Raw genomic sequence first — 26,549 nt, 5'->3', positions numbered from 1 at the left:
CAGGATTTGTAATTCGTAGGATTAGGAAGAAAGGTGTATGTTGAAGATTACAATTCTTTTGATTGAATGTCAAGGTTACATCCAAGTTAAATAAAGAGTTTCGAAGAGCAGGTTCTTTTAAAGGGGAATTTATTGTACAGGAATTATATACAAAGAATCTTTCGCGACTTCATAGATCATTGTTCCTGTGCTTACAATCCCAAAATCCAGCGCTTTCATTTGTTTGTCTAACAAAAAATTAGGTTTATCCTTCAATTGGGATAAATCACTATGAAATCTGGAAACGTAGATGTGCAGGATTTTTGGGTCATCAATATGTGCAGTGATATAAGCCTTTCCTTCTCTGATGCAAGAGCCGCAGCCATCATTAGGGACGAAGATTAATTGATTGTAATCCTCTAAGGACAAATCATAAAACTCCGCAAACTTCAGGATAGACTCTTCCCGCTGGGTACTGGTGCAGGCGATCAGCAGACTAATTAGAAAAATCAAAGGTGTGGATAACGAGTTGATCTTCTTTGGAGTCGGGATGGTCGGGATGATTGCCAAATAGGTGAAGACCTTTTTCGGAGACAAAATACTGATGTGGGATATAGTCATACTCGGGTAATTCAAATTCATATTTCAAGTCAAAGCTCTCATCATAGACACTGAGAATAAAATGGGAGGGTGTTCCTACAAATTTCATGGAAGATACCCCTTCGGGTACGCCGGTACCCGGCCAAGTCATGCGATAAAGCAGGTTTTTATAAGGGTCAACTAGGATTCCTAGATTTTGCGGCTCGGATAGGTATTCTGACATATTTTGCTCCAAAGATTGATTTACTTTAGCATCATTTAAGAAATAATTATTAGTAAAATCTGGAATTATATTAGTCTTTAAATGAAATGATTTGGAGGCATTACTATTTAAGTTGATTAAATCCAATCGATTGGAATAACAAGGGAAAATATAAATTTCTTTCGCTTTACTACTAAATAATATTTCAGGTATATTAAAATCTTCTCCAAAATTGGATTTAGAAAGTCTATAGGGCGTTTCTTCAATCGTGTAATTATTCAAATTCAGCATTACGAATGGATTAAACTTTTTTAACCCCTCAGCAATTTCATAGGGATATCTGAAATAAATACTTTGTGGAAGAATTAATTGATTGTTCCAGAAATGAAAAGTTGAGGTGTAGCGTGTAATGGATTTGGTATCTGAATAGTCAGGACTAAAATCACTCAGATTAATCCGGTTCACTTTATCTGTCTCCAAATCGTAAATAGCTATCCGCCTTCCTGGAGCAGGAAACGCTATTTTATTTTGATCGAATACATAAAACCCAACAATATTTCCCACACCCTGTGGCCCCTCTTCATCATATCGTAGAAATTCTGATACCTGCCTGTTGGATAGGATGATTTTGGATATGGTGCTTCGGTTTTTATTATGCCAAAACAAATCCCCATCCACATATTGAAGTGTCATGGTATAAGGGTCAACTTCAGGTCCTATGGGGATAGTAAGCTCTTCTACATGAAAATCCATAAGCGACTTTTCAGCACTTTCTTTAGATGGGGAGCATGAATAAATAAGAGAAAAGAGTATTGCTAGAGTAAGATTTAGAAACGCTGATTTCATAGCAGAAAAAATCCGGCATGCAATAACATGCCGGAAATGGAGTTAAGGGTTGACAATTGGTCCGTCACAATTCGGTGGATACGTTGCACAATACCCATGGACAGTGAAAGTTTCTTGGCATGACATTGTTTGGGGGTTCCATGAACATAAACTTGGATCACCTCCTCCTCCTACCGAGCCTTGGGCTAGGGATACCGAGCTTAGCGGCAAGCTAAGCATGCAAATAAGAGCAATTGCTCCAAAAACGGATTGAATTAGATTCTTCTTTCATAAGTAAGAATGTTTAGTGTTTAAAGATGGAAATAGCTATTATCTAATTTCAACTAAATCAACGTTGATTACATTAAACGTTTTTTTTGATGATTAGTGGTAGAATTTAGGTTTAAACGAATATTTTGATTAGTTGTTTTTTAGTCAGAAAAATCGCGATTTGTCCCAGTTGTTGTTTCATTGATGCAAGTAGGGGAAAGCAAAAGGAATTTGAAACCCTCGATCCAAATTCAGGAAGTTTTTTCTGCTGAGGATTCTATGTCTTCTACGACAAAAATCGCATTGTTATTCAAGTCGTACAGACCAAATTCATGCGTACCCCAGGCTGTATTTCTAAGAAGTTTATTGCAATTCAGTACCCCTTTGATCACAAGAGACTCAAAATAAGGTTCTATGTTTTTGACAAAAATACGGACAACAGATCCTCCAAGAAGTGGGTCATCAGGTGTATCGGCATGCCATTGTAAATGCAACTCAATCCCTTCCAGTCGCATGCCAGCGTACATATGATCCCCAAAGGTTTTCACAAACCCAAAGTTTAGTGAATACCAATCTAGATCCCGTGCAATATTCTGGGAAGGAAGTACCGGGATAGTGCATATAAAATCAGTTTTCATAAGCTGTATAAGTTGCATTATTTCTAGTGTTACTTGAAGTTACCAAAGCTGGGTTTCATTCCAAAGAACTTGGGTATTAATGGCTGAAATGTAAAATGTTCTATGGAGTGAGTGGGAGAGCATGATCATAAGGTTTTAATTTCTAGGGTAAATGGGATATCTTGAATTCCTTAAACCCACTGACCTATGAAGCATATACTTTCCATTTGCCTTCTTTCATTTTTATTTTTTTCCTGTCAAAAGGAGATAAAAGCTCCTGAGGAAATAAACTACCCGGAGCGCCCCAATATTCTTTGGATTGTAAATGAGGATATGTCCCCAGGGCACTTAGGAGTGTATGGAGGCACTGGTGGGGAAACACCCGTTTTGGATTCTTTGGCCAAGTCTGGAGTGATTTTTACCAATGCTTTTTCTACTGCAGGTGTGTGTGCTCCAAGTCGTGCAGCGCTTATCACAGGCGCATATCAGACTTCAATTGGAGCGATGCATATGAGGACTCTTTCCTTTTCCGCAGCAGGCGGTGACAATTATCCCCCAGGTCATAAATCTTATTCTACGGTGCTTCCTGAAGGAATGCGCACCTATCCTGAGTACCTGCGCATGGCTGGCTATTATACCAGCAACAATGTAAAAGAGGATTTTCAGTTTGAAGCTCCGGGTACCATGTGGGATGAGAGTAGTAATAAAGCGCATTGGAGAAACCGAAAAGATCCAAATCAGCCATTTTTCTCGATTTTCAATTTTACTACTACTCATGAGTCCCAAGTCTGGGCACGAGAAAATGAAGAGTTGTTGGTGGATCCGGCTGATGTGACAGTGCCTCCGGTGTATCCTGATGACTCGATTACGCGAAGAACTTTAGCTCGGTTTATTACCAATGTGATGCGTTTTGATGCGCAGGTCGGAGAACTTTTGCAGCAGTTGAAAGAAGATGGATTGTATGAGAATACCATCATTTTTTATTATTCAGATCATGGAGATGGCATGCCTTATTACAAGAGAGAGTTATACGATAGGGGATTGCGGGTTCCGCTTTTTGTGAAAGCTCCCTTTATCAAAGCTGGAACAGTAGATGATCAGTTGGTGAGTTTTGTGGATTTTGGCCCGACAGTACTTTCTTTGGCAGGAGTTAAAATACCTGATACTATGCAGGGTCAGGCTTTCATGGGAAACCAAAAGTCAGAACCTCGGAAGTATATCTATGCGGCGCGGGATAGAATGGATTCGGAAGTGGATCGAGTACGGGCAGTGAGTGATGGGCGATTTAAATACATTAAAAACTATATGCCTGAGAAGCCAAACTATCAAAACATTCGCTATAGGCTGAGCAACCCGCTGATGGTTCATTTATTGGAGCTTCATGAGGAAGGAAAGTTGGATGAAAATCAAGAGCGATGGTTTGATGAGACCAAGCCTGAAGAAGAACTATATGATACCCAAACTGATGCTTATGAATTCAATAACCTAGCAAAAAATCCAGACTATGCAGATAAGCTTACCGAGCTGCGTAATGCCCATTTAAAATGGATAGAAGATTATGGAGATATGGGAGCGATGCCTGAAATGGAAATGGTAAGTCAGTGGTGGAATGGAGCTGATGAAGCACCAACCACTGAACCGGTTGAAGTGAATTTTGAGGATGGTAAGGTTTCTCTTTCTTCTGCTACCAAGGGAGCATCTCTAGGTTTTAAGAAAAGTGCAAAGGATTCCTGGTCAGTTTATCAGGTTCCATTTGAGATGAATGAAGGGGATTCACTTTATGTGCTCGCACATCGAATAGGTTACAAGCCAAGTGAAGAAGCGATGGTTTTGAAATGATGGGTTAAACGTACTTGGCTCTAATGCTTTGTTCTAATCAGCACAGGGAATCCCGTCTTTTGCAAATTTTCGAGTTCTATCAGGGTAATAAAAAAAGCCGTTTGCTTGATACAAACGGCTTGAGTTATGTTTTCTATGTGGATTAATTAACTGAGATATTGGAAAACCAAATAAACCGGTTTCCATCCGCACCCATGTGGTCTTTAGCAAGGGTAATCGGGCCAAATTTCTCTTCGTTTTCCCAAGTCCAGGTTCTTCCTTCTGCACCGTTGCCTCTTCTAAAAGTCCACTCTAAAATTTTGTGATTTTCATCTAAATACAAATCATAGGCATCTCCTGGTGTGTATCCCATTCCTGGAGTCTCTGCTTCGCCAGACCCATAGATTATCGTTAGTTTGGTAGAATTATCGCCTTTGATTGGTGTAGGTACATTTTCCTCAGTTTCGTAGGTATATCCCGTGTCCCAAGCCAATTGGAATGGCATCATGAACCAATATTTGTCATTCACAAATCCAGCATCTTTGTCCGGTAACGGTTCTGCATCAAGGCTGTATGTAAATGTGGTGTCCGTACCTGAGTAATAAACGGTGTTATCTTTGATATTCCATTTCCAGTCGCGTGATAAAACATTCAAAGAGTCCCGCTGCACATTCCAAGTGTAGGCGATGGAATTCACCTCGTCAAACTTGTCAAAACCATAGGCCATTGCCACTTTCATAGGCAAGGTATCTGGTGTGGTTTCTTTGGGTTGGCAAGCTTGTAATGCCCAAACTAGCAGTAGTATAAATGTTAGGTTTTTCATGGCAATGGTTTTTTGATAAAGTTAACAGACTTAAGATTCAGAATGTTTTTTCAACCATTTTTTATATTTACGCTGCTCAAGTAGCTGATAAAGAGGTCTTATAAATCTCAGAAACCGGTTTGCTACCAACATGCTGAGGAAAAGTGGGGAAGGAAAAATTCTCTTTCTCCCTTTTGCCACCCCACGAAGAATTGAGGTTGCCACCCAGCTAGGACTTTGCATGGGCCAAGCTTTTGGAATGTCCTTTCCTGCTGTTTCAAAAAACTTCGTTTTCGTCGCTATCGGAAAAACCAAGATAAGCCAGTCGCCACTTTTCTCAGCCCAAACTGTCCTAGCCCACTGAAGTAATGCCGACTTGGAAGCGGCGTACAAACTGTAGCCAGGAATGGTCCAAAAGGACATCGCTGAGGCTGTAATGACCAGGCGGAAAATAGCCTTGGGGAAAAGCTCGCGAAGCGCTAAGCCAATTTGTATTGGGCTATGGACGTTTAATTGGAAGAGCTGATCTGCTTCTTTCCAATTCTGGTTTTCCGCTGGTCCAAACTCCGCTTTTCCTGCATTGGCAAAGCAAAAATCCACTCTATTCCAACGCGTTGAAATCCAATTTAAAATCTTTTCATTTCCCGATTTGCTGCTTAGATCAGCCTCCAGAATGTGGATTTCAGGGAATTCAACTTGTAATTTCCCCAAACCAGCGGCGTCAAAATCTACGGCCAGGATTTGTGGTTTTGATGGCAATAATAGTCTAACCAGTTCTTTTCCGATACCTGAAGAGGCTCCTGTGATGATGATATTTGTCTCTTGAAAATCCTTATACAGCATAAGTTGCTTTCGGGAATTTGATGTGAAAAGGGTTGAATTTCACCGCAATAAGTGGGTTTTTAGAAGTGAGATCGGGGAAGTATTCAGAGTCGATGGTGAGCTCTTTGACACTGGCAAGCTTGCCCCATCCACTTCCTGAAGGTTTGGTGAAAAAATCGACACCGTCCCATAACTGGTGGAGATCTATGGGCAAAAAGCTCGTGGAAACCGGGAAAGATAGACCGCCTGATTTTATTTTGCAGGAGAAAATAGTTTTGTCTCCATCTTTCAACTGAATTTGCTCATTTCCATCTGTTTTATCCCAAGTAAATGAAAGTGTCTGTTTCGGGATTCCCCAATTGGTTCGACCGTTTTGAGTGCTTACTTCTGTGCTTACATAGATTTTGGTGATTGACTGTTTGTTGTACAAAGAAAATTTACCAGGGATAAAAAGCAATTCCTTGTATGGTCCTACTGGAGAAGAAGTATAGTTTACTAGCATAAGGTACCCAAAGCCTCCTTTGAATTTTCCTTTCAAATGATCCGGTAAACTCCCATGGGTTTCTATCCATTTTTTTGAAAATTTAAAAATCAACATAATTCCTTCTCCTTCCAGGTTCCAGGGTGCTGCTGCTTTTTTGTAGAGCTTTAGGCTTTGCAAGGCTATTTGATGGTTTTCAGGCATAGGGTGAGGGGCTTACACTGCTCCAGCCTCCGTCGATAATTAGAGTTTGGCCGGTGATATGTTTTGCCTCATCAGAGACCAAAAAAGCGGCGGCGTTGGCGATGTCTCTTACTGAGGCTGGGCGGCCCAGTGGGGTGATTTCTGACCAGGTTTTTTCATAATCTGGATCGAGAATAGTTCTATTCGTTACAGTTGCTCCAGGAGCGATGGTGTTTACTCTGATTTTAAAAGGAGCAAGTTCGAGAACCAAGTTTTTAGCCAGCATTTCTATTGCTGCTTTGCTCATTGCGTATGCGCCAAGGTTTTCATGGCTTTGATGGGCAGTTACAGATGAGGTAAACAGCAAAGCACCTCCATTTGGTTGGTCTTTCATGACTTTGGCAGCAGCCTGAGCCAGAAAGAAAGTGCCAGCCTGATTGACTCTCGTGACTTCCATAAAATCCGCTCTGGAATATTCCAAAAATGCACCGAATAGGGTGATGCCTGAGTTAGCCACCAGAATATCAATGGAACCAAAATTTCTGACCCCAGCCTGGATCATAGCCTCGATAACCTCCTCAGAACTGGAATCGCCCGAAACTGCAAGTGCGGATACGCCATGAATATGACTTATCCGCTTGCAGGCTTCAGTTATTAAACCTTCCTCTAAGTCATTCAGGATAAGATTTACACTTTGTGCTGCTAGCTTCTCTGCGATGGCCAGGCCAATTCCCTGCCCTGCTCCAGTGATAATAGCGGTCTTTTGGGGTTTCAATGATAGGATAGTTTTGTTTTTATCTCAATGTGAATCTCTTTTCACTTCAGATCCAGAGCTTCCCTGAAGGAAATCGAAATCTACTCCTTCATGAGCTTGGTTTACTTTGTCCAAGAAAAGGTTGACATAACCACGTTCATAAGGAAGGTTTAAAGGTTTGAAAAGTGCTCTTCTCTTTTCAAATTCCTCCTCAGAAATCATCAGGTTCAAAGTTCGCTCGGGTACATTTAGCTCGATCATATCGCCATTCTGAACATAAGCCAAAGGTCCTCCAATAGCTGATTCTGGGGAAACGTGTAAGACTACAGTTCCGTATCCTGTTCCACTCATTCTCCCATCAGAAATACGGACCATATCTTTTATGCCTTTGGCTAGAAGCTTTTGAGGCAGTCCCATATTACCAACTTCTGGCATTCCAGGATAGCCTTTTGGTCCGACATTCTTCATGACCATCACGCAGGTTTCATCGATATCCAATTCCGCCGTATCTATTCTTGCCTTGTAATCGTCAATATCTTCAAAAACTACGGCACGTCCAGTATGCGTCAATAGGCTAGGAGTTGCTGCTGAAGGTTTGATTACAGCCCCATTTGGACAAAGATTTCCTTTTAGTACTGCGATTCCAGAGTCTGGTTTAATAGGCTTATCGAAAGTTCCTATAAGGTTTCTATCGTAGCATTGTGCTTTGGAAAAGTTTTCTCCGATAGGCTTTCCGTTCGCTGTGATTTCACCGAGGTGTAAGTGTTTTTCTATTTCCTTCATTACCGCAGGAAGGCCTCCTGCATAAAAGAGGTCTTCCACCCAATGTTCTCCAGATGGCTGCACATTCGCGATCAGCGGAATCATGGAAGAGAATTTATCAAAATCAGTCAAGTCAACATCTACTCCAATTCTTTTGGCGATAGCAGTCAGGTGAAGAATAAAATTAGTGGAACCACCTAAAGCTGCATTCACCATAATGGAGTTTTCAAATGCTTTACGAGTAAGGATTTTGCTCATTTTCAGATCTTCATTCACCATTTCCACGATTCTCATGCCTGTCATATGAGCGAGAACTTTACGTCGTGAATCAGCGGCAGGAATCGTGGCATTATCCGGTAATGAAAGACCAAGTGACTCAACCATGGCAGCCATTGTAGATGCTGTCCCCATGGGAGCGCAGTGTCCCACAGAGCGGGACATGGATGCCTCAGCTTCTATCATATCGTCTTGGGTCATATTGCCGAGTTTGAACTCTTCTGCAAATCTCCAGATATCTGATGTTCCGATTTTTTTTCCTTTATACCGTCCAACCAACATAGGGCCACCTGAAAGTACTATTGAAGGGATATCTACCGATGCCGCTCCCATTACTAAGGAAGGGGTAGTTTTATCACATCCACACATAAGTACTACGCCGTCCATCGGGTTAGCGCGTATGCTTTCTTCGACATCCATACTTGCCAGGTTTCGGAAAAGCATGGCTGTAGGCTTAATCGAGCATTCGCCCAACGACATCACCGGGAATTCTAGAGGGAAACCGCCGGCTTCCCAAATTCCACGCTTGAGTGCTTCGGCAAGATCTCTAAAATGTGCGTTGCAGGGAGTTAGCTCGGACCAGGTATTACAGATTCCGATTACTGGCTTATCTCCTTCAAAAAGGTGGTGTGGAAAACCCTGGTTTTTCATCCAGGAACGATAGATAATACCGTCTTTTCCTGTGCGTCCGTACCAATCTTGACTTCTGAGTTTTTTCTTTGACATATAGGTTTTTTGGCTTTTCGAGCCAGAATTTACCAAAAAATATGGGAAGAGTAGAAGTCGGAGAATAATGACTGGGTTTTTATTTTAATCTCAGAATAGTTTAGCTAAACAGATCTGTTTTTAATTGCTTGATTTTGCGGGGACTAGAAGGTATTGTTGAAAAATCTTATTGCTAGGAATTAAGTAATTCTGCCAAAAAAAAATAGCGAGCCTTGATTCCAAAGCCTGCTATTTCTATAGGTATTTTCTAATTAGGAAATCCTCTCAATTTCTGCTCCTAAAGCTCTCAATCGATCATCGATGTTCTGATAGCCTCTATCGATCTGCTCGATATTATCAATGATGGAAGTTCCATTTGCCGAAAGCGCCGCTATAAGCAAGGCAACACCTGCACGAATATCAGGAGAGGTCATGCGGATTCCCCGTAGTTCAGTTTTTCTGTCCAAACCGATTACAGTGGCTCTATGTGGATCACAAAGAATGATCTGAGCTCCCATGTCGATCAACTTATCCACAAAGAATAAGCGTGATTCAAACATCTTTTGGTGAACAAGAACGGTTCCTTTTGCTTGGGTAGCAGTAACCAAAACGATACTTAACAAATCAGGAGTGAATCCTGGCCAGATTGCGTCAGCAACAGTCAAGATAGAACCATCAATGAAGGTTTCGATTTCGTAGTGCTTCTGCGCAGGAACGAAGATATCATCTCCTCGGAACTCCAGTTTGATGCCCATTCTTCGGAAAGTCTCAGGAATAATTCCTAGTCTAGGAATCTGGCAGTCTTTGATCGTAATCTCGGATTGGGTCATGGCCGCGAGGCCGATGAAAGATCCGATCTCAATCATATCCGGAAGCATTTTGTGTTTGGTTCCGCCTAATTTTTTTACTCCTTCTATAGTCAGAAGATTAGATCCTACTCCAGAGATTTTTGCTCCCATACGGTTTAGCATGTCGCAAAGCTGCTGAAGATAAGGTTCACAAGCTGCATTGTAAATAGTCGTTGTGCCCTCTGCCATTGCAGCAGCCATTACGATATTTGCAGTGCCTGTTACAGATGCTTCGTCAAGGAGCATATAGCAACCTTTTAGATTTTTCCCATCGATATGGAAAATCTCATTTTTCGAATCGTAATTGAATTTTGCGCCTAGCTTCTGGAAACCTGTAAAATGGGTGTCCATTCTTCTGCGACCAATTTTGTCTCCTCCTGGCTTGGAAAGTTTTCCAGTCCCGAATCTTGCTAGTAAAGGCCCTAAAAGCATTACTGAGCCTCTTAAAGCTGAAGCTTTTTTGAGGTATTCTTCCGTTTCCATGAAGTCAAGATTGACTTCGTCGGCTTGAAAAGTATAGGTTTCTGCACCTTCTTTGGTGACTTTCACTCCCATTTCGCTCAAAAGATCAATGAGCTTATTTACATCTACGATGTTTGGGACTTTGTCTATCGTAACCTTCTCCGAAGTGAGGAGAACTGCGCAAAGAATCTGAAGTGCTTCGTTTTTTGCTCCCTGAGGAATTATTTCTCCTTTGAGTTTAATTCCACCATTGACCCGAAATGACCCCATTAATTTCTACGTTTTTTGTTGTGTCCGTTATTTGAGCGACGCTTATTGTTGTGATTTGATCGCTTGTTTTTACTGTTCGTGCGCTCTTCCTGACGTGGTGGTTTGAAGTCCCGGTGAGTGTTGGATTCAAATAATCCGTTTTCCCTAACCTTCTCCAGATCGATATGCAATTTACCCTTGGATAACGTCTTGATGTCGTCCAAGATTATGGCATCATCAAAATTTTCTCTGTTCCAGGTAGAATGAAAGCTCCTCATCAGCTGACCGATAAAAATAATAGCTGCTTCCTGCTCCTCGTCATCATCAAGCTTGATAGCGCCTTCGATCAATTTCTCGATATTTCTGCCGTAGTGTTTGAATTTGATTTCACTGGTAGGATAGCCAATTGGTAATGGCTTTTTGCCTAGCAATTCCTTCTCAGGCATTGGGAAAGGCGCATCTACTTCCAGTTTGAAATCCGACATGATGTACAAGTCGTCCCAAAGTTTTTGGTCGTTTTCCTGCTTCAGCGAAGGATTCAATTGCTTGATGATTTCAATTGCTGTATATGCGCTCTGGGTACGCTTATCACGATCTTCAATCGCCGTGATATGATCAACGAGGCGTTGAATGTTTTTGCCGTATTCTTTCAAAATGAGTTTTTGTTTATCTAGTTCTAGTGGCTCCATATTGCATCCCGTTTAGCGCTATATAAGGTAATGAAAAAATTACCAAAAGGCAGGGAGCAGATGATTAGTCTATAATTCTGAGCTTCGCAAAGCTAAGTAATAATGTTTTCTCACCAAAATGCTCGAATTGAATCGTGGCTTTTCGGTTAATTCCTTCTGTTTCAATCTTTTGAACTTTTCCAAAGCCGAATTTCGGATGTTCTACCAATTGCTCAGCTTGAAGATTGTTGGTGTTAGAAGGTTTGAAATCAGGACTTGGCGTATGCAGTTTCATTGCAGTTGGCATCCTGGTTTCCGGCTTCTTTTTAATTCCAATATAACCTGAAGATTCCGATGTGCCCGGTAAACCCTCTCTACGGAAGGCTCCTGGCATTTCCTTCGAAGATACTTTTTTGCTCACCTTAATACAGTCTGGTGATACTTCTTCCAGAAATCTACTTGGTTCGCAATTCAGCAATCTCCCGTAGCGGTATCTAGTAAGGGCATAGGTGAAATAAAGCTTATCCATGGCTCTAGTCGTGGCCACGTAGAATAATCTTCGTTCCTCTTCCAGGTCTTCCCGGCTCTGCATCATCATCTGGGAAGGAAATAAATCCTCTTCCATTCCCACCACAAAAACCTGCTTGAATTCCAATCCTTTGGAAGAGTGAATGGTCATCAGTGTGATGGCGTCCGTAGTGTCTTTGTCCCGGTCATTGTCTGTGAGCAAAGCGATTTCCTGAAGAAAAGCTCCTAAGCTTTTATCTTCATTCTCTTCGTTGTCCACATATTCTTTGATTGCATTCAGCAATTCCTGAACGTTTTCGTAGCGGTTGAGTCCTTCTATGGTTTTATCTTCATAGAGCTCGCGCAAAAGGCCACTTTGCTTCGCAATGCTACTTGCTGCCTCGAAAGCATCTTTGCGTTCAACCTCGATCTTAAACGCTTTGATCATCGTAGCAAAGTCATCCAATTGACTGGCTGCTCGACCACCGATGAAGCTATGAGCATTTTGCACCACTTCCCACAGCTGCATGTCGTGATCAAATGCGGCTACAAGGATTTTATCCACTGAAGTATCACCAATTCCCCGCTTTGGATAATTCACAATCCGCTTGAAAGCTTCTTCATCCACAGGGTTTACCGTGAATCGCATATAAGCCATCAGATCTTTTATTTCCTTTCTTTGGTAGAAAGAAAGCCCGCCTACGATCTTGTAAGTCAGGTTCAATTTGCGAAGGGCTTCTTCTATCGCCCTGGATTGGGAGTTGGTTCTATAAAGAATAGCAAAATCGCTATTATTTAGCTTTTTGGTATTTCTCTCTTCGAAAATAGTGGAAGCTACGATTCTGCCTTCCTCACTATCTGTACTGGCTTTGACCAATTCAATCTGATCTCCGTCACTGTTGGAAGTCCAGACGTTTTTCTTGAGTTGGGCTTTGTTTTTCTCAATGATGGAATTAGCCGCATCTACGATCATCTTGGTGGAGCGGTAGTTTTGCTCCAGTTTCACTACAAATAGATCTGGATAATCTTTTTCGAAATTCAGAATGTTTTGGATATCCGCGCCGCGAAAAGCATAGATACTTTGTGCATCGTCACCCACCACACAGATGTTTTGGTGAACTGCCGCCAGCTTTTTTGTGATCAGGTATTGGGAAAGATTTGTATCCTGAAACTCATCCACCATCACATATCTAAACCGCTGCTGGTATTTATTCAGGACATCGAGATGATCACGGAATAAGATGTTGGTATTGAAAAGCAAATCATCAAAGTCCATGGCCCCGGCTTTGAAAAGCCTGTCCTGATAGCGCTGGTAGATTTCACCCATTTTGGGTTTCATGGCAGCTTCATCGTCCGCTTTCACGAAAGGATCATCTTGATATACTTTCCAGGTGATCAGACGGTTTTTGGCTCCGGAAATTCTGGAGAGAACGGCATTTGCTTTATACACTTTGTCATCCAGACGCATTTCTTTCACAATCGTACGGATCAGCGATTTGGAATCATCTGAATCGTAAATGGTAAAATTGGAAGGGTAACCAATCTTAGGAGCTTCAACACGCAGGATCTTCGCAAATACGGAGTGAAATGTTCCCATCCAGGTATTTCTCGCTTCCAGTCCGGCAACAGTCTCAATTCGATGGCGCATCTCAGCAGCGGCCTTATTGGTAAATGTCAGCGACAAAATATTGAAGGCATCTACGCCTTTGGCAAATATCAGATGAGCGATGCGGTACGTGAGCACACGGGTTTTGCCGGATCCGGCACCAGCGATGATCATCACCGGTCCATCTGTATGTTCTACAGCCAATCGCTGCTCTGGGTTTAAACTATCGAGGTAATCCATTTATTTTTAGATTCAAGATGCTAGACATAAGTAGCTAGAATCAAGATTTTAGAATCAAGAGTCAAGAAGTTAGTAATCGTGCCATGACTCAACTTAGTACAATTAAAGAAATCAGATTTCTTAACTGAAGTAAGAAGGGAGTTGAGAAATTCTCCAATTTTTCAATTTAATACATCAAATTCTCCAGCGTTTGTGACTCCAGAGATATAGGTCCGGTTGGTTTCTGATATTTTCCTCCAGCCTTCGGCAAAATTCATCTGTGATGCTGTGGGGAGCGTGATCCGAATACGGAGGCTGAGCCAGCTTTTCGAATTCAAAGCGATAATGTCCTCTTTTCACCTTAGTGATAGTGCCAAAGAACACAGGTAAGTTCATTTTCTTTGCCAGAACTTCTCCGCCTTCGAAAAACAAAGCCGGACGGTTCATGAATTCCTTCGTATATCTGCTGTCTGAAACAGGAGGTCGCTGATCCGCTGCCAAATGTACAATTCTCGGTTGGCTTCGCATAGTAATCATACTTCTTCTAAAAGCCTTCTTCTCCGTCATTATTCCGCCAAAATGTGTCCGGATTTTTAACATTAACTTGTCAAAAAAGTCATTGTTCAGCTGGAGATACACGGTCTCGGCATCGACTTCTGTATGGAGTGCTACTCCGAGTATTGCCATTTCCCAGTTGAATATATGGCCTGCCATCATTAGTGAGCTAGTTCCTGCTTTCACCGGGGCATCGACGATTTCCTGATTTACTACGTGAAACCTTCTGCGCAGTTCTTCTTCAGAAATAGTCAGCATTTTAATAGTTTCGGCAAAGAACGCATCGGTGAAATTCCTGTAAAACTTGTTCCGGATAGACTTTCGTTCTGCCGGAGTTTTCTCGGGAAAAGCGTGAAGTAAGTTCTCATCAATCACTTTTTTGCGATAGCTGATCACATACCTGGCGATAAGGTAGAGAAAATCTGAAAACAGGTACAAAACAGACATTGGGAGTCTGGAGAGCAATCTAATGAAAAACATATCCGTAAAATGCTGGGGAATTCGTGGCTGTAAAGAGCCAAACCATGTAACAAAATAAACGAAATCACCTGAATTCTTCCTAATTCCTAGTTTAAATTTCACCCAATTGTTACTTTTGAAACTTATGTCGGAAGTTCAGCGCAGAAAATATTCTCAGGAAGAGAAAAATGCCATCTTCGATGGGGAGTTTATGCCACACATAGACTCAATGTACAATTTTGGCTACAGGCTCACCTTCGATGAGGATGACGCCAAAGATCTTGTGCAGGATACTTACCTGAAAGCCTATCGATTTATCAACTCATTTGAGCAGGGTACGAATGCCAAAGCTTGGCTTTTCAGGATTCTGAAAAACAGCTTTATCAATGAGTACAGGAAGAAATCCAAGCAGCCCACGAAGGTAGATTATCAGGAAGTTGAAACTTATTACAACTCGGATGACGTTCACTACCAAAGTACTAGCGATCTCAGGGCAGAATCCGTCAAGGATATGCTCGGCGATGAGATCTCCAATGCCTTGAATAGTTTGGCAGTTGATTTCCGTACAGTGATAATCTTGTGCGACCTGGAAGGGTTCACTTACGAGGAGATGGCCAAGATCCTGGATATCCCGATTGGGACAGTAAGATCCAGGTTGCACCGCGCAAGAAACCTGTTGAAGGAGAAGCTTCAAGGATATGCCCAAAATATGGGATATAATACGGACGAGGAGGAATAATAAAAAAATTACCCATGGAAATGAATGAAAACCCATCTGGAGAGCGAAAGATGCAATGCAGTGACGAGAGCAAATGCTTCGAGCTGCTAGAAAGTATTTTGGACGGAGAACTGCAGGATTCTGGCAAGGAAGTCCTGAAGGAAAAACTAGCCAAATGCCAACCATGTTTTGAGCATTACCACCTGGAACAGGCTATCCGGGATGTATTGAAAACAAAATGTACCAAACACGCTGTACCTAACGAATTGGCTGATAAGATCCGTCAACAGATTCAGGATATCAAGTAGTCATGACACAAAGTAAGGCCATTATTTTTTCTGCTCCCTCTGGATCAGGCAAAACTTCCTTAGTGAAGCATTTGATCCAAAATATCCCAAATCTGGGATTTTCTATTTCTGCCTGTACACGTGACAAGCGTGGGAGACATGAGGTCCATGGCAAAGATTACTACTTTCTCACCCAAGAGGAATTTATCAAGAAAATAGACGAGAACGCTTTTATCGAATGGGAAGAAGTCTATGCAGGCAACTTCTACGGTACACTTAAGGAAGAAATTCAACGCATCTGGGATTCAGGCAAAGCCGTGATTTTCGATGTGGATGTGAAAGGTGGATTGGCTCTTAAGAAATACTTCGGAGAACATGCTTTGGCCATTTATGTGAAAGTGCCTAGTCTGGAAGTACTCAAAACCCGACTCAGCGATCGAGGCACAGAATCCGAAGAATCACTTTCCCGTCGCCTGTTCAAAGCTGAGTTTGAATCCAAGTTTGAGCCACAGTTTGATGTGACAGTAGTGAATGATGAGTTTGCGAAGTCCAGTGCAGAGGCAGAATACCTGGTCAGCGAATTTTTAGCCCGGTAGGCCAGTGAAGATCGGTTTATACTTCGGTTCCTTCAATCCCATACATATTGGTCATCTGATCATAGCAGACACACTTCATGACCGTACCGATTTAGATCAGGTTTGGTTTGTGGTCAGTCCGCAGAATCCACTTAAAAAACGCCAGTCTTTGATCCATGAATTTGATCGACTGCGAATGGTGGAGCTGGCCATCGAGGACAATTACCAATTCAAGGCTTCAGATGTGGAGTTCTCTATGCCTAAGCCAAGCTACACCATCGATACCCTCGCTTACCTGACTGACCAATACCCACAGCATCAGTTTTGCTTATTTTTAGGTTCGGACAATCTGACCCAGCTGAAGCGCTGGAAAAACTACCAAACCATTCTGGACAACTATGAGATCTTCGTCTATCCGCGTCCGGGTGAGGCCAAGACTTTTGAGCATCCGAATATCAAACTGATCGACGCACCACTTTTGGATATCTCAGCGACCTTTATCCGTAAATCCATTATAGAAGGGAAATCTGTCAAGTACCTACTGCCAGAAGGTGTGGCGGATTATATCCGGGATAAGAAGCTTTATCAGTAGGCAGTCTCAGTGATCAGTCACAGTGTGCAGCTGCATAGCAGGCGAAGCAGCTATCAATTTAAAAATGAAAGTGATACACATTTATTTGTTTTGTAAATAATTTCCTAGTTATTTTCAAACTAATCCTTGCGATTAAAAAAAAATTAATAAACTTATACCGAAGTCTTAAGTGAGACATGATTCCGGCCGGGATTTTTTAAATCAATCATAATTTTAAATCTTATGAAAAAATTACTATTTGGAATGGCCTTTATGGGGGCTATGATGTGTACATGTGTAGGCAGCTTTGGTCAGGCAAGTGTGGATCCAGATCCGGGAGAAGGCGGGTTCCAGTGTAAAACTGAATCAATTCGTTGCAATTGGTATAACGCTGTCGTTCGACTAATATGCCATCAAAACGGTGATGGAATTAGTTGTAATTGTGGTGAATCTACTACTTGTTCATAATTTTAAGTCCCCCTAGATTTACCTAGGGGGATTTTTGTCCCATAATTTATTAAAATGTTAAAAAACTTTAGTTTTCCTGCTTTCTTGATTTTGTGTGTTCTGTACTCTTGCAATACACCTAGCAAGAATGAGAATAAAATAGTAATTCCCCCTGAATCTTCTGAAAATCGGAATGTGATTTCTTTGGTAAGAGAGGTGAAATTTTATCCCTTGACTGGTGAGCCAAATCAAATTCCATTTGAATCAGATAAAATCGATTTTTCGGATCAATTAATAGTGATTGGAGACTTTACTCTTTCTCAATCCGTTTTTGTATTCGATAAAAAGACTGGGAGTGCACTGGGGATCCCTCTTAAAAAAGGAGAAGGCCCAAATGAAGTTCGGGCCGTTAATGACTTTTGGCTGGAAGGAGAGAATATCTATGTCCTAGATGGGATCGGTCGCAAAATTGTCCCTTTGTCTTTTTCAAATGGTTCATTTCAGCAACTTGAACATATAAATTTAGAAATTCCCTTTCGTAAGTTAGCTAAGACAAAAACGGGTTTTGTAGGCCTTACAGGAGGCGGGCAAGCAGATGCTTTAGCTTTTGTAGATGAATCTGGAAAATTAATATCTTCACACTTGCCCAATAGTATTGAGTTTTTCTTGAGTCCTCCAAATCCATTTCACAAACTTGTGAATGGAAATCAAGTTCAAGTTATCTTTAACTCCTCCTTTAACCCCGAGATCATTCGTGTGGATAATGGGGAGATCCAACCATTTAGTGGAATAGAATATGAAGGTACGTTAGTCAAAAAACCTGAGAATACAGATTTTATAAAAAATCAGGAAGGATTGAATGGTTTTCGCGAAAGTTTGGCAAATCAACCTTCGCTTTTCACTATTTTGGAAACTACCCCCGAACAATTTATTTTTCTCTACTTTATTCAGGATTCTCCTAGACTTGCTTTATCCTCAACAGGTCAAGGCAGCACATTTCGAATTGAGAACTTAAAAAATGACCTCAGTTTTGACAATCAACCGTTTCCTAAAGTAGTTGGAGTAAATGGGTCTCGATTTGTGGCTTTGATTAATACCGATCAATTGAACCGTGAAGACCCTGCATTTGCTGGCTCAGCCTTGGAGAAAGCTACGATGAAGCATCCCGATGCACTTGTCTTCATTTTGGAATTCGAGCTAGATATCGATTAGAAGTCTTTTTCACAACTTCCAATTGTTACTTAGTATTGGACTTTTATTTACCAATTAATTATAAACGCAAATCCGTCAAATACTTGTTACCCGATTCAGTGGAAGATTATATCCGGGATAAGAAGCTTTATCAGTAGGCAGTCTCAGTGATCAGTCTCAGTTGTGCAGCTGCATAACAGATGAAGCAACTTTCATTGTAAAAAATGAGGCTAATACACAGGTATTTGCTATGTAAATAAGTTTCTAGTTTTTTTTCAAACTAATCCTTGCGATTAAAAAAAATAATAAACTTATACCGAAGTCTTAAGTGAGACCTAATCCCGACAGGGATTTTTTAAACAATCTTTAACTATTTTCAATCATGAAAAAATTACTATTTGGAATGGCCTTTATGGGGGCTATGATGTGTACAGGCGTATCTGGCTACGGGCAGGCAGGAGTGGATCCTAATGAGCCAGACCCTTGCTATCAGCGAATGTATTGGTGCTCAGGTGAGGTAGAGGTCTATAATTGTGAGAACTATCAAACTGGATCTTTATGCTCCCGATTTTATCTTGAATGCTACAAATGTTCTTTGTAACTTTTAAAAAAAGGAGGCTTTAGGCCTCTTTTTTCCTATTTTTTCTTTACTGAAAATTAAACTGAATGAAACAAAAATTATATTCTTTATTAGTACTCATTATCGTTTTTGATTCCTGCAGAAGCAAGCCTGAAAAAGTTTCTAACGACAGTATTCTTCACTATGAACTTGAGGAAGCAGAACTCCTGGACACAGAAAAGTTTGAAATTCTGGAATTCATTCCGTTAGAAACCAATCAGTCTAACCTGATGGGGCTGGACTTGAGAGTGCGTCAAGCAAAAGATGGTTTTTACATCATGGACATCGGGACACGAGATGCAATCCATAAATTTTCTCCTGAAGGAAACTATCTGGGAGCAGAAGTCTCTGTAGGTGAAGGCCCAGGCCAATTGCTGGGTTTGCAGGATTTTCAAATAGATGCTGATGGCAATCTTATGGTTTTGTCCTCCTTAGGAGATCAGACCAAGATCATAAAAATAGATAGCGCTGGGGAGCTTGTGACTGTATTGGAAACTGACTATCTGGCGGGATCATTTACAATACCGTTATCCGGGGGATTTCTTTTGGCAGGTGGATATAACCTGCCGTTAGTAAACGACCGAGTAGTTTTGATAGATCCTTCTGGGTCCATTCAATCCACTTTTTTGCCTAATGACTATGAGAATGAAATGCTGCCTATGGGGGAGCGAAATTTCTATGAATCAGATAAGAATCTACTCTATGCCGAAATTTTTAATAATCGAATTTATAAATACTCGGATGCGGTCTTAAATCCGGTTTTGGAAATTGATATGGGCAAATATGCTCTTCCAGATGATTTTTGGGAGGTGGATCTTATGGAAGGATTTAGCCGACTTCAGGAAAATGGATTTGCTACTTTTAAAGCTGTATTTGAAGATGAAACGCATTACTTAGTAAATATTCATATTCAAGGTAAGTCTGGTTCTTTTAAGACATTACTTCTCATCAGTAAGGATAATGGGAAATCAAGCTATTGGGATGGCACATCCTCAGAAGAGGAGCTATACAGTGATCCTATAAAGATGGAAAATGGGGAAATTACGTTTTTGACCTATCATTCGGTTCTGCAAAAGAAATTAGGTGGTAATTTACCTGCTAATATTGAAGAGAGAAAGCACGATTATCCTGTTCTGCTTACCACAAAAATTAATAAGTAAAAGAATGAAAAGCCTTTCAAGTTACCTTTTACTAGTTGTTATCCTCCTCAGTTCTTGTAGTGATCATCCAACTACGATTACTTTTCCAGACGGCTTAGAGGAAATCCAACTTGGGAGTAATTCTGAATCGTTATGTCTAGACTGTCCAAATAAATTAGTCGGATATATAGATCTGTCTCAGCGTAATCCATATTTCATGAAGGTCAACCCTGACCTTTGGAGAGATTTGCATGATAATTACCCTGAACTTGAGGTGATTTGGGTATTTGCAGGAGAGAACGATAAGATGAACAAGCAAAAGCTAGTTGAATTTCTTATAGAATTTGACTATCCTTTTTCTGTGTTGTATGATAGGCAAAATAGCTTTTTTGAACACAATAAGTTAGTGAATGTTTCTTTCGAGAATATATGGATTCAGTCTTATTTTGTACGAGGAGAGGATATAATCTTAAGCGCAGAGCCGGGAATTTCTGAGCTATTTCAGGAGCAATTGGATGACTTTCTTGAGTTGGAGTAGTCTTAGTGAGGTTCGATGTTTGGTTTTAAAACTGGCAAGCACCTTCTCCCTGAAAGAGTAGCAGACTATATCCGAGATAAGAAGTTGTATTTGTAAGGGTAATCATTTGAATTCAAGCTATTTGCATTTTACATGAATTTTTACGTTGTGTAAACTGTTTTTAAGTTATTTTCAAACTAATCCTTGCGATTAAAAAAAAAATAATAAACTTATACCGAAGTCTTAAGTGAGACCTGATTCCGGCCGGGATTTTTTAAACAATCTTTAACTATTTTCAATCATGAAAAAATTACTATTTGGAATGGCCTTTATGGGGGCTATGATGTTTTCGAGTGTAGGCAGCTTTGGTCAGGGGAGTGTGGATCCTGGAGGGGATGAAAAATGGGTTTGTTGCCAAGAAGCTGATGTGTTTTGCCAAGATTGGTTAGGTGGAGCATGGTCAGATTCGATTAAAAAACCTGGGCCATTTTGTCCATAACATAGTTTAAACTCAGCCTACACCTTTTAAATGGGTGTAGGTTAATCTCGCTTTTATATGTTTAAAAATAGACTTGTATTCTTTTTCACCTTTCTTGTTCTTTCCTGTACTCATAATGGAGCAAGCGAAACTGAAGAAATCAAATTTAGCTTTGATTCATTTCCTAGCGTACATGAGCTAACCGGAGAAAAATATATTTACGATAGTATTTTAAATGCCAGGAAAATAGTGGTGAAAGGTAATGATTTGATCGTATCTAACCTTGGGGGAGGAGGCAGTCAAGTTCATATCCTAGATAGAAATACATTGAGTTATAAAAAAGGTTTAGGGAAAATAGGTCAGGGCCCAGGTGAGATTCGATCCGGGATTTGGGAATTGGATGCAGGGCTCAATAAGGATACTTTTTGGGCATATGATCTTAATGGGAAAAGTTTTTATGAATTTTCATTGGTCGATACCAGTGTCTTGGCAAAACGTACCATCCGACAGAATGAAGAATGGTTTCTTGGCTATTCTATGAACTGGAAAAGTGAAAATGAAATAATTTCCTATATGACAAGAGATTCTTACAAATTTGGAATTTTCGACACATTAGGTACTAGGTTAGGATCAATTGAGCTTTGGGATAAGGAGGAGGCTGTAGATGAACAAACGGGGTATTTACTTTCTAGCATGTACCAAGGTTTTCTAGAATATAATCCATCTAATCATATATTGGGACATGCTGTAAGCCAATTCGAGAATTTTCAATTGATAGATCTTCATTCTGGGGAATCTATTTCACTAATTGGCCCGCAGGAGTATGAGATTGATTATGAAGTGGAGAATCAAGGTAACGAAATCGCAGCTTTTTTGTCCAACGAGACCATTAAGGGATACTCAGATATCTTTATCGGTAACAATTCGGTCTTTTTAGTTTATATAGGAAAGACGAGTGCCCAAAGAAGGGAATCTGGAGTGAATTCTGACACTATTTTTGAATTTGATTTATCCGGTAATCCCAAAGCACTTTACAAGACTGATTTGTCCATCCGGTCTATTTCCGTTTCTGAGAAAGATCAAATAATTTATGCAGTGACATCCGATAAGGATCCAGGTATTGCTGTTTTTAGATATTAGTTAATTGTTTCCTATTTTCAGAGGTAAGACAGGGTATCCTGTGTAAGAAGTTCTATGTAGTGTGTAAGTGTTATTATTTGTAACAAGCTGAATTTAAATTGCTTAGTTCAGTTTCATTTGTTGATTTTCAAGTAAGAAAAGTAAAAATAGGTACCCTGCCTTTCTCTAAATTTTTCTTTTTATGCGATCAATTTTATCTACTCTACCCATTTTTGCTTTTAGCATTATTTTGCTTGCTTTTAGCGCTTGTGAACAAAACGTATCTGATGGAGCCATTTACTTCACTGAAGAGGATTTGCCACAAGCCATAGACTTGGTAGGGGAGAAATATAACATTCCAGAAATAGTCAATCCACGGGGATTAATGATCAAAGATGACTTTGCTGTCGTCTTTGAACGTAAAAAGGAATACGATGATAAGTTCCATATTATTGATTTGGAGTCAGGGAGTTATATAGGTTCAAAAGGAATTCATGGATTGGGTCCTGGGGAAACCACTACTATAACTCAAATTGAAGATGCTGGAGAAGAAGATAAGGTTTGGGCTTACAATCCCGAAGTTCGCAAATTTTCAAAGTATGATTTATTGGACACCAACAAGCTTGCAGAAGAGGAGTTTAGATCTCCCGAGACGGAATTTTTTATAACCTATGCTACTTGGGCAAATGATCAAACACTGCTAGCTAACTTGGTGGACGGTTGGACAAAGTACCTTCATTTGACTACTACTGGTGATACTCTATCCACGTTTGGTGATTGGAAAGATATGATTAGAGGCAAAGAATTGCCTAATGGATATAAGGAAGAGGACCTAGATGCCAATTTGGTGAGTACTATTTTTCGGGGTACTTTGAAAGGGGATCCAAGCAAAAAATATTTTGTCAATGCTGGTAAAAAAGCAGATTTTATTGAAATCATTGATTTAGTGAATAAGTCTAGCAAAATAATCTATGGACCGACTCAAGATTTTCCTGAATTTAAAATCAGTTATAGCGTAGGGTATCAGATGGCAGATTTCGGAAGGAATTCTACTACAAGGTATATGGATGTTTATCCTGGGAATGAGTCATTTTATGTTCTATTTAATGGCAAAACCTATAAGGAAATCAGTGAAGCAGATAATCTCAACCGAATCTTTGAGTTTGACTACGATGGGAATATTCTCAATCAATATCAGTTGGATTACCCATTATTTGGCATCGCAGTAGATGAGGAAAGCAGAGCAATCTATGGAGTGACTATTGATCGGGAGCCGAATCTTGTTCGGTTTGATTATTGAGATGGTTTTAGTTCTGAAAAGTACTTGGAGACATTATGGTTATATAAGCCGTTCTTAGTCATGGTTTTGAAACTAATACGATAAAATTTTTGTAAACTTGAATTATGGAAAAAATCATTATTGAAACCGAAGATAAATCCAAGCTTGACCTTGTGAAGGCTATGCTTGAGGCTATGTATATTGGTTTCGAAGTAGTTTCAACCGAAGGTGTTGCTAAAAATAAGGATCTTTCCGATATCAGAGAAGGCTACCTAGAAGCAAAAGACATGGAGGCAGGAAAAGTTGAATACAAATCCTATTCATCTTTTTCAGAAATGGAAGATGACCTATAGATTAGTTCCGACAAAAGCTTTTTCACGAGATCTTAAAAGGCTTAAGAAGAAATATCCATCAAATTCTAACAGACTTAGACAAGATTGCGAAGGAACTGATAATCACGCCTGCCTTAGGTGATCAAGTTTACAAAAACTGCTATAAAATCAGAGTTCCAATTTCTAGTATGAATAAAGGTAAATCCGGTTCTGCCAGATTGATTACCTATGTAGTTTATTCAAATTCCATAATATTTTTGATAGGGATATTCACCAAAGCTGAAAGGGCTTCAATTTCAGAGAAGGAAATAAAGATGCTCATTAAGGAGTTGGAAGGGTAGTGTAGGTTAGAATGGCTCCTATCTTTTGGCCTCGTATCCTTTTCGATTTCTATTAGAGCTTGAGCATAGAGCTTTTTAAGCCATGGGAGTAGATCCTGAACCGAATCTGGTGCGATTTGATTAGTGATCTTTTTCGTTTTTTGCAACTGGGAAGCACCTTCTCCCCGAAAGAGTAGCGGACTATATCCAATATAAGAAGTTGTATGTGTAAGTCGGTAATCATTTGAATTCAAGCTATTGGCATTTTACATCAATTTTTACGTTGTGTAAACTGTTTTTAAGTTCTTTTCAAACTAATCCTTGCGATTAAAAAAAAAAAAATAATAAACTTATACCGAAGTCTTAAGTGAGACCTGATTCCGACAGGGATTTTTTAAACAATCTTTCACTATTTTCAATCATGAAAAAATTACTATTTGGATTGGCCTTTATGGGGGCTATGATGTTTTCGAGTGTGACACTAATGGCACAGGAGGAAGAAGTACCTTGTCCTGAAGGAAGTACGAACTCATATGGAGGAGTTTGTTGTCAATCTGAAGAGGATTGTGATCATCCAGCATTTGGTACTGTTTACCTGTCAACCTGGACTAGATGCGTATCAGGTTGTTAATTATGAAAAGAAGGGGAGTATTTCCCCTTCTTTATCAATTTGAATTTGCTGAAATAGCTAGGTTTTTGGTATTAATAATTGTGTCATATCTTCTTTCTTGTAATTCTAAGGAGCGTGACAATATCATATATTTTACTGAAGAGGATTTACCACATCCTACAGAACTTGTCGGTGAGAAATATAACATTCCAGAAATAGTCAATCCTAAAGGGCTAATGATAAAAGATGAACTTGCTGTAGTCTTTGAATTAAAAAATGTCAATGACAATAAGTTCCATGTAATTGATCTGTCATCAGGGACATACCTTCAGTCTAAGGGAATCGATGGACTAGGACCTGGAGAAATTACCGTGATCTCACAGATAGAGGATGCTGGAGAAGAAAACAAAGTATGGGCCTATGATCCCGAAATCCGTAAATTCTCAAAGTATGATTTGTTGGATTCCAATAAACTTGCAGAAGAGGAATTTCGATCACCAGAGACTAGTTTTTTTTTAACCCGGTTGACTTGGGGCAAGGGTCAAACCTTATTTGGAAGTGCGGTCGATGGTCTGACTAAATATCTTCATCTGACGAAGGAGGGGGATACTCTTCATTTGATGGGAGACTGGAAAGAGACAGTCCGTCATTGGGAACTTCCCAATGGATATACTCCAGAGGACCTCGATCCCAATTTAATCAGTACTATGTTTCAGGGGCCGATCAAGTCTAATGCAAATGGTGAAATGGTAGTGAAAGTTGGAACTGGTGTGGACCACATTGACATTATTGATCTAGATGGATACAAATCTAAAACGATCATAGGTCCATCTCAGGAGTTTCAGAGATTTGACATTGCTTATTCTAGGGGTTATCAAATGCCTGATTTTGGCAGAGAAAAAACTACCCGGTATGCTGATGTTTCTTTAGGTGAGAATTCTTTCTTTGCCTTATTTAGAGGAAAACCCTTCAGAGAACTGAGTAGTCCTGAAAACCTGAACAGAATCTTTGAGTTTGACTACGAAGGGAATATCCTAAACCACTATCAGTTGGACTTTCCGGTGTATGGCATCGCAGTGGATGAGGAAAACAGAGCAATCTATGGAGTGACAGTGGATCGCGAGCCGAATCTGGTCAGGTTTGATTATTAACTTCTTTTCGGAAATTCATTAGGGATCAGGGATTATACTAGGATTTCTTATAAAGCAGTGGAGGATTATGCAAATCAGAAATCTGAGGATATAGCTAGTTAAGCATTTGAATTAAAGCTATTTGCATTTTATACCTACTTTTACGTTGTGTAAACTATTTTTAAGTTCTTTTCAAACTAATCCTTGCGATTAAAAAAAAAAAAATAATAAACTTATACCGAAGTCTTAAGTGAGACCTAATCCCGACAGGGATTTTTTAAACAATCTTTAACTATTTTCAATCATGAAAAAATTACTATTTGGAATGGCCTTTATGGGGGCTATGATGTTTTCGAGTTTTACCAGTTTTGGTCAGGCAAGTGTGGATCCAGATCCGGGAGAAGGCAATTCCTACGGAGGAGTTTGTTGTGCTACTGATGATGATTGCCCTCATCCAAGATATGGCCTCACTGCCGAGTCCGAATGGAAAGAAGGTATTTCGTACTGTCCATAACTTGGAAAGTTTTGAAAAGGGGGGATGAAAAATC

Annotated in this window: 30 protein-coding genes; 17 read left to right on the top strand and 13 right to left on the bottom strand. The window is 40.2% G+C overall.

Features of this window, described 5'->3' with window-relative positions:
• Positions 1-129 precede the first annotated feature (129 nt).
• The 3 genes from BM386_RS06010 to BM386_RS06000 all read right to left on the bottom strand — a co-directional run bounded on the left by BM386_RS06010 (position 130) and on the right by BM386_RS06000 (position 2,514).
• A complete protein-coding gene (locus tag BM386_RS06010; protein WP_091692172.1) occupies positions 130-492 on the bottom strand; it encodes a hypothetical protein in 363 nt (120 codons plus the stop codon).
• Positions 476-1,627 (bottom strand): DUF4221 family protein, encoded by a 1,152-nt coding sequence (locus BM386_RS06005; protein ID WP_091692171.1) that lies wholly within the window; start codon positions 1,625-1,627, stop codon positions 476-478. Before BM386_RS06005 ends, BM386_RS06010 begins: the two co-directional genes overlap by 17 nt.
• Positions 1,628-2,127: 500 nt before the next feature.
• Positions 2,128-2,514 (bottom strand): VOC family protein, encoded by a 387-nt coding sequence (locus BM386_RS06000; RefSeq protein WP_091692841.1) that lies wholly within the window; start codon positions 2,512-2,514, stop codon positions 2,128-2,130.
• A gap of 186 nt (positions 2,515-2,700) precedes the next feature.
• Here BM386_RS06000 and BM386_RS05995 point away from each other — a divergent pair, with 186 nt between their 5' ends.
• A complete protein-coding gene (locus BM386_RS05995) occupies positions 2,701-4,332 on the top strand; it encodes a sulfatase family protein (RefSeq protein WP_091692170.1) in 1,632 nt (543 codons plus the stop codon).
• Positions 4,333-4,474: 142 nt separating this feature from the next.
• On the opposite strand, the gene BM386_RS05990 is transcribed toward BM386_RS05995, so the two are convergent.
• From BM386_RS05990 to BM386_RS05950, 9 genes are all read right to left on the bottom strand, one after another.
• A complete protein-coding gene (locus tag BM386_RS05990; RefSeq protein WP_091692169.1) occupies positions 4,475-5,134 on the bottom strand; it encodes a hypothetical protein in 660 nt (219 codons plus the stop codon).
• 30 nt (positions 5,135-5,164) lie between these two features.
• Entirely contained in the window at positions 5,165-5,956 is a 792-nt protein-coding gene (locus tag BM386_RS05985; RefSeq protein WP_091692168.1) for an SDR family NAD(P)-dependent oxidoreductase, read from the bottom strand.
• Entirely contained in the window at positions 5,946-6,620 is a 675-nt protein-coding gene (locus tag BM386_RS05980; RefSeq protein ID WP_091692167.1) for a hypothetical protein, read from the bottom strand. Before BM386_RS05980 ends, BM386_RS05985 begins: the two co-directional genes overlap by 11 nt.
• The gene (locus BM386_RS05975; RefSeq protein ID WP_091692166.1) at positions 6,613-7,374 is read right to left on the bottom strand and encodes an SDR family NAD(P)-dependent oxidoreductase; all 762 of its coding nucleotides are present in this window, start codon (positions 7,372-7,374) and stop codon (positions 6,613-6,615) included. The genes BM386_RS05980 and BM386_RS05975 overlap by 8 nt, the downstream gene beginning before the upstream one ends.
• A 24-nt stretch (positions 7,375-7,398) precedes the next feature.
• On the bottom strand, positions 7,399-9,117 hold the full coding sequence (locus tag BM386_RS05970) for an IlvD/Edd family dehydratase (protein WP_091692165.1): 1,719 nt from the start codon (positions 9,115-9,117) through the stop codon (positions 7,399-7,401).
• Positions 9,118-9,368: 251 nt separating this feature from the next.
• A complete protein-coding gene (gene murA, locus BM386_RS05965; protein ID WP_091692164.1) occupies positions 9,369-10,676 on the bottom strand; it encodes a UDP-N-acetylglucosamine 1-carboxyvinyltransferase in 1,308 nt (435 codons plus the stop codon).
• Positions 10,676-11,344 carry a DUF4290 domain-containing protein gene (locus tag BM386_RS05960; RefSeq protein WP_091692163.1) on the bottom strand — a complete coding sequence of 223 codons (669 nt, stop codon included), beginning with the start codon at positions 11,342-11,344 and terminating at the stop codon, positions 10,676-10,678. Before BM386_RS05960 ends, murA begins: the two co-directional genes overlap by 1 nt.
• A gap of 64 nt (positions 11,345-11,408) precedes the next feature.
• Positions 11,409-13,676 carry an ATP-dependent helicase gene (locus tag BM386_RS05955; protein ID WP_091692162.1) on the bottom strand — a complete coding sequence of 756 codons (2,268 nt, stop codon included), beginning with the start codon at positions 13,674-13,676 and terminating at the stop codon, positions 11,409-11,411.
• Positions 13,677-13,850: 174 nt separating this feature from the next.
• Positions 13,851-14,792 carry a lysophospholipid acyltransferase family protein gene (locus BM386_RS05950; protein ID WP_244545465.1) on the bottom strand — a complete coding sequence of 314 codons (942 nt, stop codon included), beginning with the start codon at positions 14,790-14,792 and terminating at the stop codon, positions 13,851-13,853.
• A 22-nt stretch (positions 14,793-14,814) separates the two neighbouring features.
• Between BM386_RS05950 and BM386_RS05945 the strand changes: the two genes are divergently transcribed.
• From BM386_RS05945 to BM386_RS24105, 13 genes are all read left to right on the top strand, one after another.
• Positions 14,815-15,408 carry a sigma-70 family RNA polymerase sigma factor gene (locus BM386_RS05945; RefSeq protein ID WP_091692160.1) on the top strand — a complete coding sequence of 198 codons (594 nt, stop codon included), beginning with the start codon at positions 14,815-14,817 and terminating at the stop codon, positions 15,406-15,408.
• A 14-nt stretch (positions 15,409-15,422) separates the two neighbouring features.
• A complete protein-coding gene (locus BM386_RS05940) occupies positions 15,423-15,695 on the top strand; it encodes a mycothiol system anti-sigma-R factor (RefSeq protein WP_091692159.1) in 273 nt (90 codons plus the stop codon).
• Between the two features lie 2 nt (positions 15,696-15,697).
• Positions 15,698-16,270, top strand: a complete 573-nt coding sequence (gmk, locus tag BM386_RS05935) for a guanylate kinase (protein ID WP_091692158.1) — start codon at positions 15,698-15,700, stop codon at positions 16,268-16,270.
• Positions 16,271-16,274: 4 nt separating this feature from the next.
• Positions 16,275-16,841, top strand: coding sequence for a nicotinate (nicotinamide) nucleotide adenylyltransferase (gene nadD, locus BM386_RS05930; protein WP_091692157.1), 567 nt, complete (start codon positions 16,275-16,277; stop codon positions 16,839-16,841).
• Positions 16,842-17,342: 501 nt separating this feature from the next.
• The gene (locus BM386_RS05920) at positions 17,343-18,479 is read left to right on the top strand and encodes a 6-bladed beta-propeller (protein ID WP_091692155.1); all 1,137 of its coding nucleotides are present in this window, start codon (positions 17,343-17,345) and stop codon (positions 18,477-18,479) included.
• 361 nt (positions 18,480-18,840) lie between these two features.
• Positions 18,841-19,059, top strand: a complete 219-nt coding sequence (locus BM386_RS05915; protein ID WP_091692154.1) for a hypothetical protein — start codon at positions 18,841-18,843, stop codon at positions 19,057-19,059.
• 65 nt (positions 19,060-19,124) lie between these two features.
• A complete protein-coding gene (locus BM386_RS05910; protein WP_091692153.1) occupies positions 19,125-20,237 on the top strand; it encodes a 6-bladed beta-propeller in 1,113 nt (370 codons plus the stop codon).
• Between the two features lie 4 nt (positions 20,238-20,241).
• Positions 20,242-20,754, top strand: a complete 513-nt coding sequence (locus BM386_RS05905; protein WP_091692152.1) for a hypothetical protein — start codon at positions 20,242-20,244, stop codon at positions 20,752-20,754.
• A gap of 280 nt (positions 20,755-21,034) precedes the next feature.
• The gene (locus tag BM386_RS05900; protein WP_091692151.1) at positions 21,035-21,232 is read left to right on the top strand and encodes a hypothetical protein; all 198 of its coding nucleotides are present in this window, start codon (positions 21,035-21,037) and stop codon (positions 21,230-21,232) included.
• Positions 21,233-21,289: 57 nt separating this feature from the next.
• A complete protein-coding gene (locus BM386_RS05895; protein WP_091692150.1) occupies positions 21,290-22,351 on the top strand; it encodes a BF3164 family lipoprotein in 1,062 nt (353 codons plus the stop codon).
• 181 nt (positions 22,352-22,532) lie between these two features.
• Positions 22,533-23,630, top strand: a complete 1,098-nt coding sequence (locus BM386_RS05890; protein WP_091692149.1) for a BF3164 family lipoprotein — start codon at positions 22,533-22,535, stop codon at positions 23,628-23,630.
• Positions 23,631-23,734: 104 nt separating this feature from the next.
• Positions 23,735-23,962 carry a hypothetical protein gene (locus tag BM386_RS05885; RefSeq protein ID WP_091692148.1) on the top strand — a complete coding sequence of 76 codons (228 nt, stop codon included), beginning with the start codon at positions 23,735-23,737 and terminating at the stop codon, positions 23,960-23,962.
• A 29-nt stretch (positions 23,963-23,991) separates the two neighbouring features.
• Positions 23,992-24,282, top strand: coding sequence for a hypothetical protein (locus BM386_RS24105; RefSeq protein ID WP_425285306.1), 291 nt, complete (start codon positions 23,992-23,994; stop codon positions 24,280-24,282).
• On the opposite strand, the gene BM386_RS05880 is transcribed toward BM386_RS24105, so the two are convergent.
• Complete coding sequence (locus BM386_RS05880; protein WP_091692147.1) at positions 24,177-24,515, bottom strand: hypothetical protein; 339 nt, start codon at positions 24,513-24,515, stop codon at positions 24,177-24,179. The two genes, BM386_RS24105 and BM386_RS05880, sit on opposite strands and share 106 nt — an antisense overlap.
• A gap of 167 nt (positions 24,516-24,682) precedes the next feature.
• Between BM386_RS05880 and BM386_RS23430 the strand changes: the two genes are divergently transcribed.
• The 3 genes from BM386_RS23430 (at position 24,683) to BM386_RS05870 (ending at position 26,515) form a co-directional block, all read left to right on the top strand.
• Entirely contained in the window at positions 24,683-24,892 is a 210-nt protein-coding gene (locus BM386_RS23430) for a hypothetical protein (protein ID WP_139235852.1), read from the top strand.
• 2 nt (positions 24,893-24,894) lie between these two features.
• Positions 24,895-26,022 carry a BF3164 family lipoprotein gene (locus BM386_RS05875; RefSeq protein ID WP_170857046.1) on the top strand — a complete coding sequence of 376 codons (1,128 nt, stop codon included), beginning with the start codon at positions 24,895-24,897 and terminating at the stop codon, positions 26,020-26,022.
• A 283-nt stretch (positions 26,023-26,305) separates the two neighbouring features.
• Positions 26,306-26,515, top strand: a complete 210-nt coding sequence (locus BM386_RS05870) for a hypothetical protein (protein ID WP_091692145.1) — start codon at positions 26,306-26,308, stop codon at positions 26,513-26,515.
• Positions 26,516-26,549: the final 34 nt, after the last annotated feature.

The organism is Algoriphagus locisalis (assembly GCF_900116615.1).
GTDB lineage: Bacteria > Bacteroidota > Bacteroidia > Cytophagales > Cyclobacteriaceae > Algoriphagus > Algoriphagus locisalis.
The sequence above is the reverse complement of the archived record's forward strand: the minus strand, read 5'-3'. Positions and strand labels throughout refer to the sequence as shown.